The sequence below is a fragment of the Nocardia nepalensis genome, from assembly GCF_048910785.1.
Taxonomy (GTDB): domain Bacteria; phylum Actinomycetota; class Actinomycetes; order Mycobacteriales; family Mycobacteriaceae; genus Nocardia; species Nocardia nepalensis.
In genome coordinates this window covers 38,117-50,826 of sequence record NZ_JBKBET010000038.1, presented here as the reverse complement: position 1 = coordinate 50,826, position 12,710 = coordinate 38,117, and the positions used below count along the sequence as shown (strand labels likewise).

The following is a 12,710-nucleotide window of genomic DNA, read 5'->3' as shown; positions in this document are numbered from 1 at the left end:
CCGTCTCCCACCGCGACTTCCGGTCATCACGCCCGGCGCATGTACGCCTTGATGCTCAGCGGCGCGAAGATCGCGATCACGATCACCGAGCCGATCAGCGACCAGGCCAGATCGCTGCCGTAGACATTGCCGTTCATCAGTTCTCGGGCCGTGTTCACCATGTAGTACACGGGATTCACGTGATCGAGCCCCTGCATCCAGCCCGGCATGGTGCTGACCTGAGCGAAGGCACCGGACATGAAGGTCAGCGGGAACATCACCATCATCGAGATGCCCTGCACGCCAGCGGCACTCTTACCGGTGACACCGACCAGCGCCCAGATCCAGCTCACCGCGAATGAGCAGACCACGATGACCAGACCGGCCACCACGACACCGACGAATCCGCCCTCGGGCCGGTAGCCGATGGCCACGCCGACCAGGATGGTCAGTGTCGTAGCCAGCGCGTAGCGCACCATATCGGCGATCAACGCGCCCGCCAGCGCCGAAATGCGGGCGATCGGTAGGGATTTGAACCGGTCGAAGACGCCCTTGTCCATATCCTCGCGCAACTGGGTGCCGGTCACGACCGAGGTCAGCACGACCGTCTGCACCAGGATGCCGGGAACCAGGATCGGCAGATAGTCGTGCACGCTGCCGCCGATGGCACCGCCGAAGATGTAGGCGAACAGCGCGGTGAACAGGATCGGCTGAACCGTCACGTCGAACAGCTGCTCGGGATTGTGCTTGATCTTGAGGATGCCGCGGTAGGCCATGGTGAACGAGGTCGCCACGGTCTGTCGGAGGCTGATCTTGTTGCTGGCCTCCGGGATCGAATGTGGGGCCGCATGCCGTGCGGTCTTTTCGGTGGCGGTGATGGTGGTCATGCCGCGCTCCGTTCGTTGTCGTCGTCGGCCGGGTGGCCGGTGATGGTGAGGAAGACCTCGTCGAGGCTGGGCTTGGTGACGGTGATCTCGTCGATCGCGATCTCCCACTCGCGCAGGCGGATCAGCAGATCGGCGGTCATGCCCGCATCCGTGAGCGGGGCGGTGAGCCGTCCGGCCTCGGGCGTGATCTGGGCCTCGACGCCGAGGAAGTCGCCGACGATGCGGCGGGCCTCGTCGAGTTGGACCCGGTCGACCAGGGTCAGGTGCAGCGAGGAGCCGCCGACCGAGGCCTTGAGTTCGTCGGCGGTGCCGTCGGCGATCACCTTGCCGTGGTCGATGACGGCGATCCGGTCGGCGAGCTGGTCGGCCTCGTCCAGATACTGCGTGGTGAGCAGCACCGTCGAGCCCTCGCGGACCAGGCGGCGGATGGTCTCCCACATCTGCGCGCGGGTGCGCGGATCGAGGCCGGTCGTCGGCTCGTCCAGGAACAGCAGCGGCGGTGTCGCGATCAGGCTGGCGGCCAGATCGAGGCGGCGCCGCATGCCGCCGGAGAAATTCTCGAGCGGTTTGTTCGCCGCCTCGGTGAGGTCGAATTCCTCGAGTAGTTCGACCGACTTGCGCCTGGCGTCGGCCCGGCTCAGACCGAGCAGTCGGGAGAAGATGATCAGATTTTCGGTGGCGGACAGGCTCTCGTCGACCGAGGCGTACTGCCCGGTGACGCCGACCAGGGACCGCACGGCCGTCGGTTCGGCGACGACGTCACGGCCGAAGATGCGGGCGCTGCCGCCGTCCGGGCGGAGCAGGGTGGCCAGCATGCGGATGGTCGTGGTCTTGCCGGCGCCGTTCGGTCCCAGCACGCCGTAGACCGAGCCCTGCGGAACCGCCAGGCTCACACCGTCGACGGCGCGCTGTTCCCCGAACACCTTGACCAGCCCGTCCGCCTCTACGGCGAGCGCTGAAGTGGGTGCGTAAGAAGTCATGCACAGAACTTTGGGCCCGACGTCTTGCACGGCCCTTGCACCGCGATGTCGCCCAACTCTTGCACCCTCTTGCAGCTGCCCCCACAGGCGCCCACCGAGGGAGTCGAATGGTGGTACTGAGCGTGTTGACGGGCGCCCTTCGACTGCCCTCGAGGAGCTAGTGCGTCGACTCCGCGAGCAGGTGGTCGCGTAGTTTCGCGCGGTCCGGTTTGCCGGGACCGCGCAAGGGGAGCTCGTCGAGGATCGCCAATTCCCGTGGGGCGGCGATGGAGTCGAGTTCGCGGACGACGTGGTCGCGTAGTTCCTCGAGGGTCGGGGTGGCTCCGGCGGCGGGGACCACCGCGACCGCGACTCGTTGACCGAGCCGTTCGTCCGGCAGACCCAGCACTACGCATTCGCTGATTCCGGGATGGGTGATCAGCACGGCCTCGACGACCTGCGGGATGACGAGCAGTCCGCCGGTCATGATCGCCTCGTCGAGACGTCCGGTGATGCTGAGCACGCCGTTCTCATAGGTGCCCGCATCCTCGGTGCGGAACCAGCCGGGTTCGGCGAATGCCGGGTGGTCCGGCTGGCCGCGGTAGCCGTTGGCGATCATCGCGCCGCCGAGCAGGACGCGACCGTCCTCGATGCGAATCTCGGTGCCGTCCAGCGGAATACCGTCGTACACGCAGCCGCCGCAGGTTTCGCTCATGCCGTAGGTGCGAACGACGTTGATACCGGCCGCTTTCGCGCGTTCATAGACCGGAGCCGGGGTGGCCGCACCACCGACCAGCACGCCGTCCAACTGGGCCAGTGCCGCCGCCGCTTCGGGTGCGTCCAGGGCCTTGATGAGCTGGGTCGGGACCAATGCGGTGTAGCGGCGCTCGCCGCGCATACCGGAGATGGCGCCCGCGAGCGCCTCGGGTAGGAAGCCGCCGGAAACGTCGAGCACGGTGGGTTCGGTACCGGCCAGGATGCTGCGCAACAGCACCTGAATGCCAGCGATGTGATGGGTCGGCAGGGCGAGCAGCCAGGTGCCCGGTCCACCGAGTCGGTCGTGCGTCGCGGTCCCGCTGGCCCGCAATGCCGCGGCGCTGAGCATGGCGCCCTTCGGCACACCGGTGGTGCCGGAGGTGGTCACCACGAGGGCGACCTCGTCATCGATCGGCTCGCCCGGAGACAGCGCGTCGCTCAGTCGCCGGGCCTCGCGGCGGTCGCTGGTGGGTATCGGCAACCAGGCGGGGCCGTTCCCCTCCAACACTTCTCGCAAATGCGGCAGCACGTCGCCCAGACCCGATCCGGTGGGCATCGGCAGCGTCCGCAGGGTCCTGCTCATGACTGCGCCTCGCTGACGCTCGACTCCGTCATGCGCAGGCGCGCTGTGTTCATGGTTCGCTCGCTGCGCTCCCTCACGACTGTGATCGTGTCATGTCAACCTCACCGCACGCGGCAGGGGTCGGTTTGCTGAGGCGGCGGGGAGGGGCTTGGGCCGCGTCAGGGGAGGAGAACTCGGGTACGCCGGACATCGAGACTGCGATTCACTCGGAGGACGGTACTCAGCGGCGGTCACCCGGACGTCGGCGGTCGGGCGGCCATCCGTGGGCTATCGTCCTCGCCGGGGTCGGCATTGGCAACTCGGGCCGGGCCGCCCGGGTCGCCGCCGCCGTCGCGATCAGTCCGGTGACCAGCGTGAATCCCGTCGAATCGGATGCTCGGCGGGCACTTCGACCAGGACGATCGGCACCCCGTCCGGATCGCGCACCCACATTTCGATCAGCCCCCACGGCTCCCGCACCGGTGCGCGATCGATAGGAATGCCCTTCAAAGCGAGTTCGGCCGCAGCGTCCGAAATGTCGCGAACCTGCAGCCAGAGCGCGCCCTCGAACGCGGTGGAATTGCCCGATCCACCGTGCGCGGCCACCTCTACCAGCGACTGTCCAGCGAAGAAAACCGTGCCGCCCGGATACTCGCGCGCGACCGCCAACCCGAGTCCGTCGCGGTAGAAGGCGAGTGTGGCCTTGTAGTCGGCGGGCCGCAGGATGACCCGGCTGCTGAGGATGTCCATCTCAGAAGTACCAGGGGTAGGGAGTCCAGTCCGGCTTGCGCTTCTCCAGGAAGGCGTCGCGACCCTCGACCGCTTCGTCGGTCATATACGCCATCCGGGTGGCCTCGCCCGCGAACAGCTGCTGGCCGACCAGGCCGTCGTCGAGGAGGTTGAACGCGTACTTCAGCATGCGCTGGGCCTGCGGGGATTTGCCGTTGATATCGGCGGCCCACTCCAGCGCCACATTCTCCAGTTCGGCGTGGTCGACGACCTTGTTCACCGCGCCCATCTGATGCATTTCCTCGGCGGTGTACGGGCGGCCGAGGAAGAAGATTTCCCGCGCGAATTTCTGGCCGACCATTTTCGCGAGATAGGCGCTGCCGTAACCGCCGTCGAAGCTGCCGACATCGGCGTCGGTCTGCTTGAACCTGGCGTGCTCGCGGCTGGCCAGGGTCAGGTCGCAGACCACGTGCAGACTGTGCCCGCCGCCCGCGGCCCAGCCGTTGACCAGCGCGATGACCACCTTCGGCATGAACCGGATCAACCGCTGCACCTCGAGGATGTGCAAGCGTCCGGCCCGCGCCTGGTCGACGGTGTCTGCGGTCTCGCCGTCGGCGTACTGGTAACCGCTGCGGCCGCGAATGCGCTGGTCGCCGCCGGAGCAGAAGGCCCAGCCGCCGTCCTTGGGGCTGGGTCCGTTGCCGGTGAGCAGCACCGCGCCGACGTCCGGGGTCATCCTGGCGTGATCGAGCGCGCGATAGAGCTCGTCGACCGTATGGGGACGGAACGCATTGCGCACCTCCGGCCGATCGAAGGCCACCCGGACGGTGCCCTGTTCGATATGCCGGTGATAGGTGATGTCGGTCAGGTTCTCGAACCCTGGAACGGGCCGCCACAGCTTCGGATTGAACGTCACCCCAGTGATTATTGCCCCCGTCGATAATTCGGGTGCCAGCGACTTCCATGCGAACTTCTATGGTGTCGATGGGATTACTCGACGGTACGACTTGACGGTGTAAAACAACCGGATACCGTGCAGGGATGGATGCAGTATCGCGGAGCGATTCAATGAGGGGCGGCGGTCGGGCGACGGGAGGGCGTGAGGCAGTGAAACCAGAGCGGGTTGGGCGATCCGGCCCGCGCATCGACCGCAGCGCGGTGGACGAATCCCGGTACGAGAAGCACGGCGGCTTCCCCAAGGTCTCCCGCGCGCGGATCGGGGCCAACTTCGGGCCGTTCGTCGAGGCCATGCGCACGCTACAGGATCTGGCCGTATCCGTGGACGCCCCCGACGAGGTCTTCGGCGACGCACTCGCCAAGGCGCGCGAACTCATCGAACTGCTCGAGCCGTATCGCGCACCCGAACTCCAGGGCCCGGCGGGCCGCGCCGTCGAATTGCCCGGGCGCGGCAGCCTTTTGCTGCTGCCGTGGCAGGTGGTCGAGGCCGGACCGGACGGCATCGTGATGACCGGTGAGTTCCGCCGCTACCACCTCGGCGGCAACGGCGCGGCGCATGGCGGGGTGCTGCCGCTGCTCTTCGACGACCTGCTCGGCATGATCGTGCACTACGCGGGACGACCGATCAGCCGGACCGCCTACCTACATGTGAACTACCGCAAGATCACTCCGCTGGAGACGTCGCTGACCGTGCGCGGTCGCGTCGATCGCATCGAAGGGCGCAAGACCTTCATTATGGCCGAATTGTCCGATGAGCAGGGCAATGTCCTCGCAGATTGTGAAGGATTGATGGTCCAGTTGCTTCCGTGGCAGCCGTAGCTGGACGAGCGCCGTGTGACCGCGGGCACCAGTGCGTATAGTGACGTGCGCTCGTTCATCGACATGAATTCCGGAGGAACCTGAAAGTGGTTGCAGCACTGTCTGAATCCCTGCTCGACGACGCGAAGCGCACGGCCTTCCTTGCCGATGCCAAGGAGGTTCTGGACGCCGAGGTGTCGGACAAGGGTGGTGCGTCTGGCCTGGCCGTAAAGGGTGGGTATGCGGCGGTCAAGAAGATCAGCCCGAATATCGTGCCGGATGCGCTGGAGTCGTTGGCGCCCAAGCTCGTATCGCAGCTGGAGCCCTTCTGGCAGGAATACCAGGCGACGGGGTCCGGCAGCTTCGCCGACCTGCTCGTCGCCAAGTCCGACGAGGTCGCCGAGGCATTGCTCGCGGTGACCGACGCGCGTGCCAACGCCTCGTCGCGTCCGGCGCTGCAGAAGGTCTACTCGTCGATGCGTTCCTCGGCCAAGAAGAACGTCATCGAGGCCCTGCCCCGGTTGGGTGAGCTCGTCCAGCGGCACGCCTGAGTTTGATTTGCGGCGCCTGCGGCGCTGCGTGTTCGCGGCCCACCGTAGGGCGGTGATCCTCGCGCCGCATATCAGATCCGCTTCGGCGAGGCGGGATTTCGATTTGCGGCGCATCCGAGCCGCCCGCGTCCGGTGGTGGGCGCGGGCGGCAAATTCCCACTCGAACACGTGTTTGTGAGCAGGGTGACGAAGACGTGGGAGTAACTGTCTGAGAGGCTGGAGGCGTGAATCCGTCTACAGCACAGGCGCAAGTGGTCGTCGACGAACTCGCGCGCGGCGGTGTGCGCGATGTCGTGCTGTGTCCTGGGTCCAGGAACGCGCCGCTGGCATTCGCCCTCCAAGCGGCCGATGCGGCGGGCAAGCTGCGGCTGCATATGCGCATCGACGAGCGGACCGCGGGCTTCCTGGCCATCGGGCTTGCGGTTGCCAGTCGACTGCCGGTGCCGGTCGTCATGACCTCGGGCACCGCCGTCGCCAACCTCGGCCCCGCCGTGCTGGAGGCCAACTACGCCCGGGTTCCGCTGGTGGTGCTCAGCGCCAACCGGCCCTACGAGATGCTCGGCTCCGGCGCCAATCAGACCGTGGAGCAGTTCGGTCTGTTCGGCAGCCAGGTGCGTGCGTCGATCAGCCTCGGACTCGCCGAAGAGGAATCCGCGGACGGTGCGCCCTACAGCCTGCAGAACAGCCAGTGGCGTTCGGCCGTCTGCCGGGTGCTGGCCGCGGCCCGCGGCACCCGCTCGGGCAATGCCGGGCCGGTGCATTTCGATATTCCGCTGCGCGAGCCGCTGGTTCCCGATCATGCGCCGGGTGAGTCGTCGCCGCAGGGGCGTCCCGGTGGCGAGGCCTGGACGTGCACTCAGTACGCGACGCTCGACGTCCCCCTCGACCTCGATCTCACCCCCGACACCGTCGTCATCTCCGGCCATGGCGCGGGATTGCGTCCGGAATTGGCCGCGCTGCCGACGGTCGCCGAACCCACCGCCCCGATGCACGGCCCCGCCCTGCATCCGTTGGCACTGCCGCTTCTTAAGCCGCGCCAGGCGATCATCACCGGACGACCGACTCTGCATCGTCAAGTCGCGAAAGTGCTCGCCGATCCGGCCGTCACCGTCTACGCGCTCACCACCGGCCCGCGTTGGCCCGATGTCTCCGGCAATGTGGTCGGCACCGGAACCCGGGCGATCACCTCGGGTGCGCCCCGCCCCGAATGGCTCGAGTACTGCCGGGAACTGAACGCGAAGGCCGATCAGGTGGTCCGCGCGGAACTCGCCAAACATCCGAAGCCGACCGGCATGCATGTCGCCGCCGTGGTGATGGACGCACTGCGCGAGAACGACCAACTGCTGCTCGGCGCATCCAATCCGGTGCGCGACGCGGCCCTGGTCGCACAGCCGCACCCCGGCGTCCGGGTGCTGTCCAACCGCGGTGTGGCGGGTATCGACGGCACCGTCTCCACGGCGGTCGGCGCGGCACTGCACCACACCGGCCGCACCATCGCGCTGATCGGCGACCTCACCTTCCTGCACGATGCCTCCGGCCTGCTCATCGGGCGCGGCGAACCCCGCCCCGCCGACCTGACCATCGTGGTCGCCAACGACGACGGCGGTGGCATCTTCGAACTCCTCGAACAGGGCGACCCGCAGTACGCCGGTGTCTTCGAGCGCGTCTTCGGCACTCCGCACGGAATGGATCTGGCCGCGCTGTGCGCCGCCTACCGCATTCCGCACAAGCAGGTCGATCCGGAGCAGTTGGCGCTCGAATTGGCCGGGAACGCACACGGTTTGCGAGTCCTCGAGGTCGCGACGGAGCGGTCCAGCCTGCGTGAGTTGCACGCGACCGTGCGTGCCAAGATCGCGCCGTGAGCTCGGGCGAGCGTGCGCTGCTAGCCAAATGTGCAAGATCGCGCCGTGAGCTCGGGTTCGAGCGTGTGCTTCTGGCCCAAGTGTGCGAGATCGCGCCGTGTGCTCGGGTCCGGGCGTGTGCTTCTGGCCCAAGTGTGCGAGATCGCGCCGTGTGCTCGGGTTCGAGCGTGTGCTTCTGGCCCAAGTGTGCGAGATCGCGCCGTGTGCTCGGGTCCGGGCGTGTGCTTCTGGCCCAAGTGTGCGAGATCGCGCCGTGAGCTCGGGTCCGGGCGTGTGCTGCTAGCCCAAACGTGGCAGATATCGCCGAGTTCGGCGCAAAGGTGCACGCGCGACCCATTCCTGGGCGCGTGGCGTCATCGGCCCGGGTTCGCTGGCCCGGGCGTGCTGTGTTCCGCGCGGGTCAGTACGCGGGGCCAGGTTCGTGATCGTCGTCGAGCGGTACCGGTATCGACTGCTCGACGACATCGGCCGGGTTGGCGCTGAAAGCATCCTCGTCGACCGCCGCCGCGAGATCGCGTTCGGTGCTGGTGTCCGCCCTGTCCTCGGCGTCCTCGGGGTAGGCGGGGACGGTCTGCTCGACGAGGTCGGCTTCCGGAACCTCGTCAAGAGTGCGTGACGTGCTGGGCTCGGTCATCGTTCACTCCTCTCCGCGCATGCTTTTCGGCTGGGTACCCGACGCTCGGCCGAGCGAATACCAGGTGCTGCGGAAATCACAGCGCAGGCGGACAACAGTCCAACACTGTCGAGAATGCTCCTAGTCGGGCCGCGCGGCAACCGGTCTGCCACCCGGCTTGCTCATTCGCCCTCGACTGGATCCGATCCATTCGCCGGATGCTCGACCAACGCCAATGTGCGTCCGGCCATGAACCGCGCCGTCCGCACCGCGACACCGGTTCGCGTCACTTCGCTGACTTCGACCACGCCTCGCGCAATGCGGATCTCGACCTTTCGGCCCGCGCGCGTCGCGGCCACTTCATAACTGCGAGACCCGTCGCCGAAGTCGACGACGATCTCCACCCGATCGCCCTTCATCTACCAATTCTCCGCTTTTCCAGCGCTTTTCGCCGCTACGAGTTGGTTGCGGTGGGTGCGACGGGGAAGGCTCCGTGGAGGTTCAGGATCGACCAGGACGCGGTCGGCGGCGCAGGAACCGATGAATTCGGTTGGCTCGCTCCGTCTTCATCAGTGGTTGATGTCCGCTGCTCAGGAGGCTCCCATGCACCCGAACTTCGATTTCGAACCCGCCGCGACCGCGCTGGAGACGGTGATCGGCGGCATTGCCGACGAACAGCTCACCGCACCGACGCCGTGCGCCGACACCACCGTGCGCGATCTGCTCGCGCACGTCGTCGGACTCACCGAGGCCTTCCGGCAGGCCGCGACCAAGGAAGCGGTCGGCCGTTCGGCCCCGCCCGCCGTCGGCCCGGAGACCGCGCTGGCGCAGGACTGGCGTTCCCGGATCCCGGCCCAACTGAAGGCGCTGGTCGAGGCCTGGCGGGAGCCGGCCGCCTGGGATGGCGAGACCGAGGCGGGCGGCGTATCCGCTCCTGCGGTGGTGATGGCGATGATCGCACTCGACGAAACCGTCGTGCACAGTTGGGATCTCGCCCGGGCAACCGGCCAGCGACTGACCGTCGATCCGGCCCATCTGGCGGTCCTACTCGAATTCCTCAGAGACACACCGGCCGAAGGCACGCCCGGCATGTTCGGCCCGGTCGTGCCGGTGCCCGACACCGCGCCGGACCTGGATCGGATCATCGGACTCACCGGTCGCGATCCATCCTGGACCCGCTGATCACCTGCGGCCGAGACCGAGCCTGCGCGCGATGCGGCCCATCAGCTGAGACATCTTGGCGGGGAACGAATCCGGCTCCGGAACCGTGACCGGGCGCACCCGGCCGTTGTGAATCGCGGTGACCCGCCAGCCCTCGGGCGTCCGGACCAGTACCACGGTCTGGCGCGACAGTCGTCGCTCGGGCAGCTGCGAGCGCCACGGCATCAGCACCGATGCGGTGCCGTGCAGGATCGCCACATCCGGCGTCACGTACCGGATGGATTCCAATTCGCCGACGAGGGCCGAACCGGCGAGCACACCGCGAAAGAGCTTGTCGTGATTGGCTTGGTGCTCCTTGCGGCCGATCGCCCTGGTGCCGTCATAGGACACGTAGTCGGAGTCGTCGGTGAACAAGGCGCCGAACGCCTCGGCGTCGTTATCGGTCCAGGTCTGCATGATCTGCTGGAAAACGGTGCGGAGCTGCGCATCGTCGGTGCTGGTGCGATCGAGGGTGTCGTTCATGGCGCTGACGCTTTCTGTGCTATCGTTTCGATGAACGAAATATACGATAACAGAAAGTTTCGAATGTCGAAGGATGAAATTATCGGCGAGATCGGGATGCAGTTGCGGCTACTGCAGGAGAGCTTCGACGCCTTCGATGAGGCCGTCGCCGCCCGCCTCGGCCTGAACCGCACCGATACTCGCTGTCTCGACGTCGTCCTCGGTCGCGGTCCGCTTGCAGCTGGAGAGTTGAGCGCCCAGCTCGGGCTGAGTCCCGCCGCTACCACCACTGTCATCGACCGACTCGTCCGCGCGGGATTCGTCACCCGCACCCAGGATCCGTCCAACCGCCGCCGCGTCCTGGTCGAGGCCACTGCGGCCGCGCACGCAACGTCGGATGAAATCTTCGGCCCCGTCGCCCAGGCCGGCGCAAAAGCCCTGGCCCGCTACGACTCCAACCAACTCTCCCTGATCCTCGACTTCCTACACACCGCATTGGAAATCCACCAAGCCCAAACCGCCCACCAACGAGCCACCCTGACTGAACCACTCCCCCCACCGAAATAGCTGACCCCCAGGAGTCAGCAAGATCAAGTGGAACTGGTGGCGGCATTGCCCGAGTAGCCGCCGCCACCAGTTCCACCTGATCTTGTTTCAGCTATGGGGTGCTTTTGTGAAGGTGCCTGCGGTGGCCGCCTGGGTGGCTGCTGCGGCGGCGGTGACCGCGGCTTCGTCGTCGATCGGGTCGCCGCTGGCGAGGAGGCGGTAGTAGAGCGGGGCCGAGACGGCGGTGAGGACGGCGCGCGCGTCGGTGCCCTCGGGGATTTCGCCGCGTGTGATGGCGGCGGCTATGCAGGGCGACCATTCGGTGAGGCGGATGTCGTAGAAGCGGCGCAACGCGGCGGCGGCCGTCTCGTCGCAGGTCGCGGCGGCGATGACGGCCTGGAAGAGCTTGCCCTGGCGTGGGTCGGTGAGGGTCTTCGCGACCAAGCGGGCGTTGGCGGTGAGATCGCCGAGCAGTGAGCCGGTGTCGGCGTGTGGCAGCGATTGTTCGGCCATATCGACGAGGAGGTCGGCGACCAGTCCGGTGGAGTTGCGCCAGCGCCGGTATGCGGTGGTCTTGCCGACCTCCGCGCGCGCCGCGACCTCGGTCAGATCCAAATGTGCGAAACCGCGTTCGGCGAGTAGGTCACCCGCCGCCCGCAGTACCGCCTCGCGGACGCGGGCGGTGCGCCCACCTGGGCGGACCGAGCCGGGGGTGGCATCGTCAGACTCCATAACGGAACTCCAGTTTCATTTACGGCGGGAACGGTGTACGTTCGAAGCGTTAACGGAACTATAGACCCTTTAGGAGTCATCATGGAGTACCGGCGGCTCGGCGCATCAGGTCTGCTGGTGCCGGCTCTGAGCTTCGGCGCGGGAACTTTCGGCGGGCGGGGCGAGCTGTTCAGCGCGTGGGGCGATACCGACGCGGCGCAGGCCCGGCGCATGGTCGACATCAGTCTGGAAGCGGGCGTCACCATGTTCGATACGGCCGATGTCTATTCCGACGGCGCCTCCGAGGAAGTGCTCGGCGCGGCCATCAAGGGCAGGCGCGATCAACTGCTGCTGTCCACCAAGGCGAGCCTGCCGACCGGTCCCGGCCCGTTCGACGCGGGCTCCGGGCGTGCACGGCTCATCAAGACGGTCGAGGGTTCGCTGCGCAGGCTCGGCACCGACTACATCGACCTGTTCCAACTGCACGCCTTCGACGCGCACACCCCGGTCGAGGAAGTCCTTGCGGCACTGGACGATCTGGTCCGCGCGGGCAAGATCCGCTACCTCGGTGCCTCCAACTTCGCGGGCTGGCAGCTGATGAAATCCCTTGCGGCGGCGGACCGGCACGGCCTGACCCGCTACGTCGCCCATCAGGTCTACTACTCGCTCGTCGGCCGCGACTACGAATGGGAGCTGATGCCGCTCGGTCAGGATCAGGGCGTCGGCGCGGTGGTGTGGAGTCCGCTCGGCTGGGGCCGTCTGACCGGGAAAATCCGTCGCGGCCAACCGCTTCCGGAGGGCAGCCGCCTGCACCAGACCGCCGCGGCGGGTCCGCCGGTCGACGACGAGAAGCTATACGAGGTGGTCGACGTCCTCGACGAACTCGCGGCCGAGACCGGCAAGACCGTCCCGCAGATCGCCCTGAACTGGCTGCTGCGCCGCCCCACGGTCGCCACCGTCATCGTCGGCGCACGCAATGAGGAGCAGTTGCGTCAGAACCTCGGCGCGATCGGCTGGGAACTCGACCACGACCAGATCGCCCGCCTCGACAAGGCCAGCGCCATCACCCCGCCGTACCCGTATTACCCCTACTACCGACTCCCCGACTTCGCCCGCCTGAACCCGCCTGCGGCGTAAG

Annotated in this window: 15 protein-coding genes; 6 read left to right on the top strand and 9 right to left on the bottom strand. The window is 67.2% G+C overall.

Features of this window, described 5'->3' with window-relative positions; genetic code table 11:
• Positions 1–26: 26 nt before the first annotated feature.
• The 5 genes from ACHQ4I_RS34675 to ACHQ4I_RS34655 form a co-directional block, all read right to left on the bottom strand.
• Positions 27–866 carry an ABC transporter permease gene (locus ACHQ4I_RS34675; RefSeq protein WP_420776124.1) on the bottom strand — a complete coding sequence of 280 codons (840 nt, stop codon included), beginning with the start codon at positions 864–866 and terminating at the stop codon, positions 27–29.
• Positions 863–1,846, bottom strand: coding sequence for an ATP-binding cassette domain-containing protein (locus ACHQ4I_RS34670; protein WP_420776123.1), 984 nt, complete (start codon positions 1,844–1,846; stop codon positions 863–865). Before ACHQ4I_RS34670 ends, ACHQ4I_RS34675 begins: the two co-directional genes overlap by 4 nt.
• Positions 1,847–2,003: 157 nt before the next feature.
• A complete protein-coding gene (gene menE, locus ACHQ4I_RS34665) occupies positions 2,004–3,164 on the bottom strand; it encodes an o-succinylbenzoate--CoA ligase (protein ID WP_420776122.1) in 1,161 nt (386 codons plus the stop codon).
• A 336-nt stretch (positions 3,165–3,500) separates the two neighbouring features.
• Positions 3,501–3,893 (bottom strand): VOC family protein, encoded by a 393-nt coding sequence (locus ACHQ4I_RS34660; RefSeq protein ID WP_420776121.1) that lies wholly within the window; start codon positions 3,891–3,893, stop codon positions 3,501–3,503.
• Between the two features lies 1 nt (position 3,894).
• On the bottom strand, positions 3,895–4,788 hold the full coding sequence (locus tag ACHQ4I_RS34655; RefSeq protein ID WP_420776120.1) for a 1,4-dihydroxy-2-naphthoyl-CoA synthase: 894 nt from the start codon (positions 4,786–4,788) through the stop codon (positions 3,895–3,897).
• Between the two features lie 227 nt (positions 4,789–5,015).
• Here ACHQ4I_RS34655 and ACHQ4I_RS34650 point away from each other — a divergent pair, with 227 nt between their 5' ends.
• The 3 genes from ACHQ4I_RS34650 (at position 5,016) to menD (ending at position 8,040) form a co-directional block, all read left to right on the top strand.
• Positions 5,016–5,648, top strand: a complete 633-nt coding sequence (locus ACHQ4I_RS34650) for a PaaI family thioesterase (RefSeq protein ID WP_420776606.1) — start codon at positions 5,016–5,018, stop codon at positions 5,646–5,648.
• Between the two features lie 86 nt (positions 5,649–5,734).
• Positions 5,735–6,178: a DUF6918 family protein gene (locus ACHQ4I_RS34645; RefSeq protein ID WP_420776119.1), complete on the top strand. Its 444-nt coding sequence runs from the start codon at positions 5,735–5,737 to the stop codon at positions 6,176–6,178.
• A gap of 224 nt (positions 6,179–6,402) precedes the next feature.
• The gene (menD, locus tag ACHQ4I_RS34640; protein ID WP_420776118.1) at positions 6,403–8,040 is read left to right on the top strand and encodes a 2-succinyl-5-enolpyruvyl-6-hydroxy-3-cyclohexene-1-carboxylic-acid synthase; all 1,638 of its coding nucleotides are present in this window, start codon (positions 6,403–6,405) and stop codon (positions 8,038–8,040) included.
• A 400-nt stretch (positions 8,041–8,440) separates the two neighbouring features.
• On the opposite strand, the gene ACHQ4I_RS34635 is transcribed toward menD, so the two are convergent.
• Both ACHQ4I_RS34635 and ACHQ4I_RS34630 read right to left on the bottom strand, forming a co-directional pair.
• Positions 8,441–8,674, bottom strand: coding sequence for a hypothetical protein (locus tag ACHQ4I_RS34635; RefSeq protein WP_420776117.1), 234 nt, complete (start codon positions 8,672–8,674; stop codon positions 8,441–8,443).
• A 161-nt stretch (positions 8,675–8,835) separates the two neighbouring features.
• Positions 8,836–9,072, bottom strand: a complete 237-nt coding sequence (locus tag ACHQ4I_RS34630; protein WP_420776116.1) for a hypothetical protein — start codon at positions 9,070–9,072, stop codon at positions 8,836–8,838.
• 184 nt (positions 9,073–9,256) lie between these two features.
• Here ACHQ4I_RS34630 and ACHQ4I_RS34625 point away from each other — a divergent pair, with 184 nt between their 5' ends.
• Positions 9,257–9,835 (top strand): TIGR03086 family metal-binding protein, encoded by a 579-nt coding sequence (locus ACHQ4I_RS34625; RefSeq protein ID WP_420776115.1) that lies wholly within the window; start codon positions 9,257–9,259, stop codon positions 9,833–9,835.
• Here the strand turns inward: ACHQ4I_RS34625 and ACHQ4I_RS34620 are convergent, their stop codons facing one another.
• Complete coding sequence (locus ACHQ4I_RS34620) at positions 9,836–10,336, bottom strand: SgcJ/EcaC family oxidoreductase (RefSeq protein WP_420776114.1); 501 nt, start codon at positions 10,334–10,336, stop codon at positions 9,836–9,838.
• Between the two features lie 63 nt (positions 10,337–10,399).
• On the opposite strand from ACHQ4I_RS34620, the gene ACHQ4I_RS34615 reads away from it, so the two are divergent.
• Positions 10,400–10,882: a MarR family winged helix-turn-helix transcriptional regulator gene (locus ACHQ4I_RS34615; RefSeq protein ID WP_420776113.1), complete on the top strand. Its 483-nt coding sequence runs from the start codon at positions 10,400–10,402 to the stop codon at positions 10,880–10,882.
• A gap of 87 nt (positions 10,883–10,969) precedes the next feature.
• Here ACHQ4I_RS34615 and ACHQ4I_RS34610 read toward each other — a convergent pair whose 3' ends face one another.
• The gene (locus ACHQ4I_RS34610; RefSeq protein ID WP_420776112.1) at positions 10,970–11,593 is read right to left on the bottom strand and encodes a TetR/AcrR family transcriptional regulator; all 624 of its coding nucleotides are present in this window, start codon (positions 11,591–11,593) and stop codon (positions 10,970–10,972) included.
• An 81-nt stretch (positions 11,594–11,674) separates the two neighbouring features.
• Between ACHQ4I_RS34610 and ACHQ4I_RS34605 the strand changes: the two genes are divergently transcribed.
• Positions 11,675–12,709 carry an aldo/keto reductase gene (locus ACHQ4I_RS34605; protein WP_420776111.1) on the top strand — a complete coding sequence of 345 codons (1,035 nt, stop codon included), beginning with the start codon at positions 11,675–11,677 and terminating at the stop codon, positions 12,707–12,709.
• Position 12,710: the final 1 nt, after the last annotated feature.

Bases quoted from the DNA above. Each gene is read 5' to 3' on its own strand.
- ACHQ4I_RS34610 (WP_420776112.1), bottom strand. From the start codon at position 11,593: ATGGAGTCTGACGATGCCACCCCCGGCTCGGTCCGCCCAGGTGGGCGC.
- ACHQ4I_RS34620 (WP_420776114.1), bottom strand. From the start codon at position 10,336: ATGAACGACACCCTCGATCGCACCAGCACCGACGATGCGCAGCTCCGC.
- ACHQ4I_RS34630 (WP_420776116.1), bottom strand. From the start codon at position 9,072: ATGAAGGGCGATCGGGTGGAGATCGTCGTCGACTTCGGCGACGGGTCT.
- ACHQ4I_RS34670 (WP_420776123.1), bottom strand. From the start codon at position 1,846: ATGACTTCTTACGCACCCACTTCAGCGCTCGCCGTAGAGGCGGACGGG.
- ACHQ4I_RS34625 (WP_420776115.1), top strand. From the start codon at position 9,257: ATGCACCCGAACTTCGATTTCGAACCCGCCGCGACCGCGCTGGAGACG.
- ACHQ4I_RS34605 (WP_420776111.1), top strand. From the start codon at position 11,675: ATGGAGTACCGGCGGCTCGGCGCATCAGGTCTGCTGGTGCCGGCTCTG.
- ACHQ4I_RS34660 (WP_420776121.1), bottom strand. From the start codon at position 3,893: ATGGACATCCTCAGCAGCCGGGTCATCCTGCGGCCCGCCGACTACAAG.
- ACHQ4I_RS34635 (WP_420776117.1), bottom strand. From the start codon at position 8,674: ATGACCGAGCCCAGCACGTCACGCACTCTTGACGAGGTTCCGGAAGCC.
- menE (WP_420776122.1), bottom strand. From the start codon at position 3,164: ATGAGCAGGACCCTGCGGACGCTGCCGATGCCCACCGGATCGGGTCTG.
- ACHQ4I_RS34615 (WP_420776113.1), top strand. From the start codon at position 10,400: ATGTCGAAGGATGAAATTATCGGCGAGATCGGGATGCAGTTGCGGCTA.
- ACHQ4I_RS34675 (WP_420776124.1), bottom strand. From the start codon at position 866: ATGACCACCATCACCGCCACCGAAAAGACCGCACGGCATGCGGCCCCA.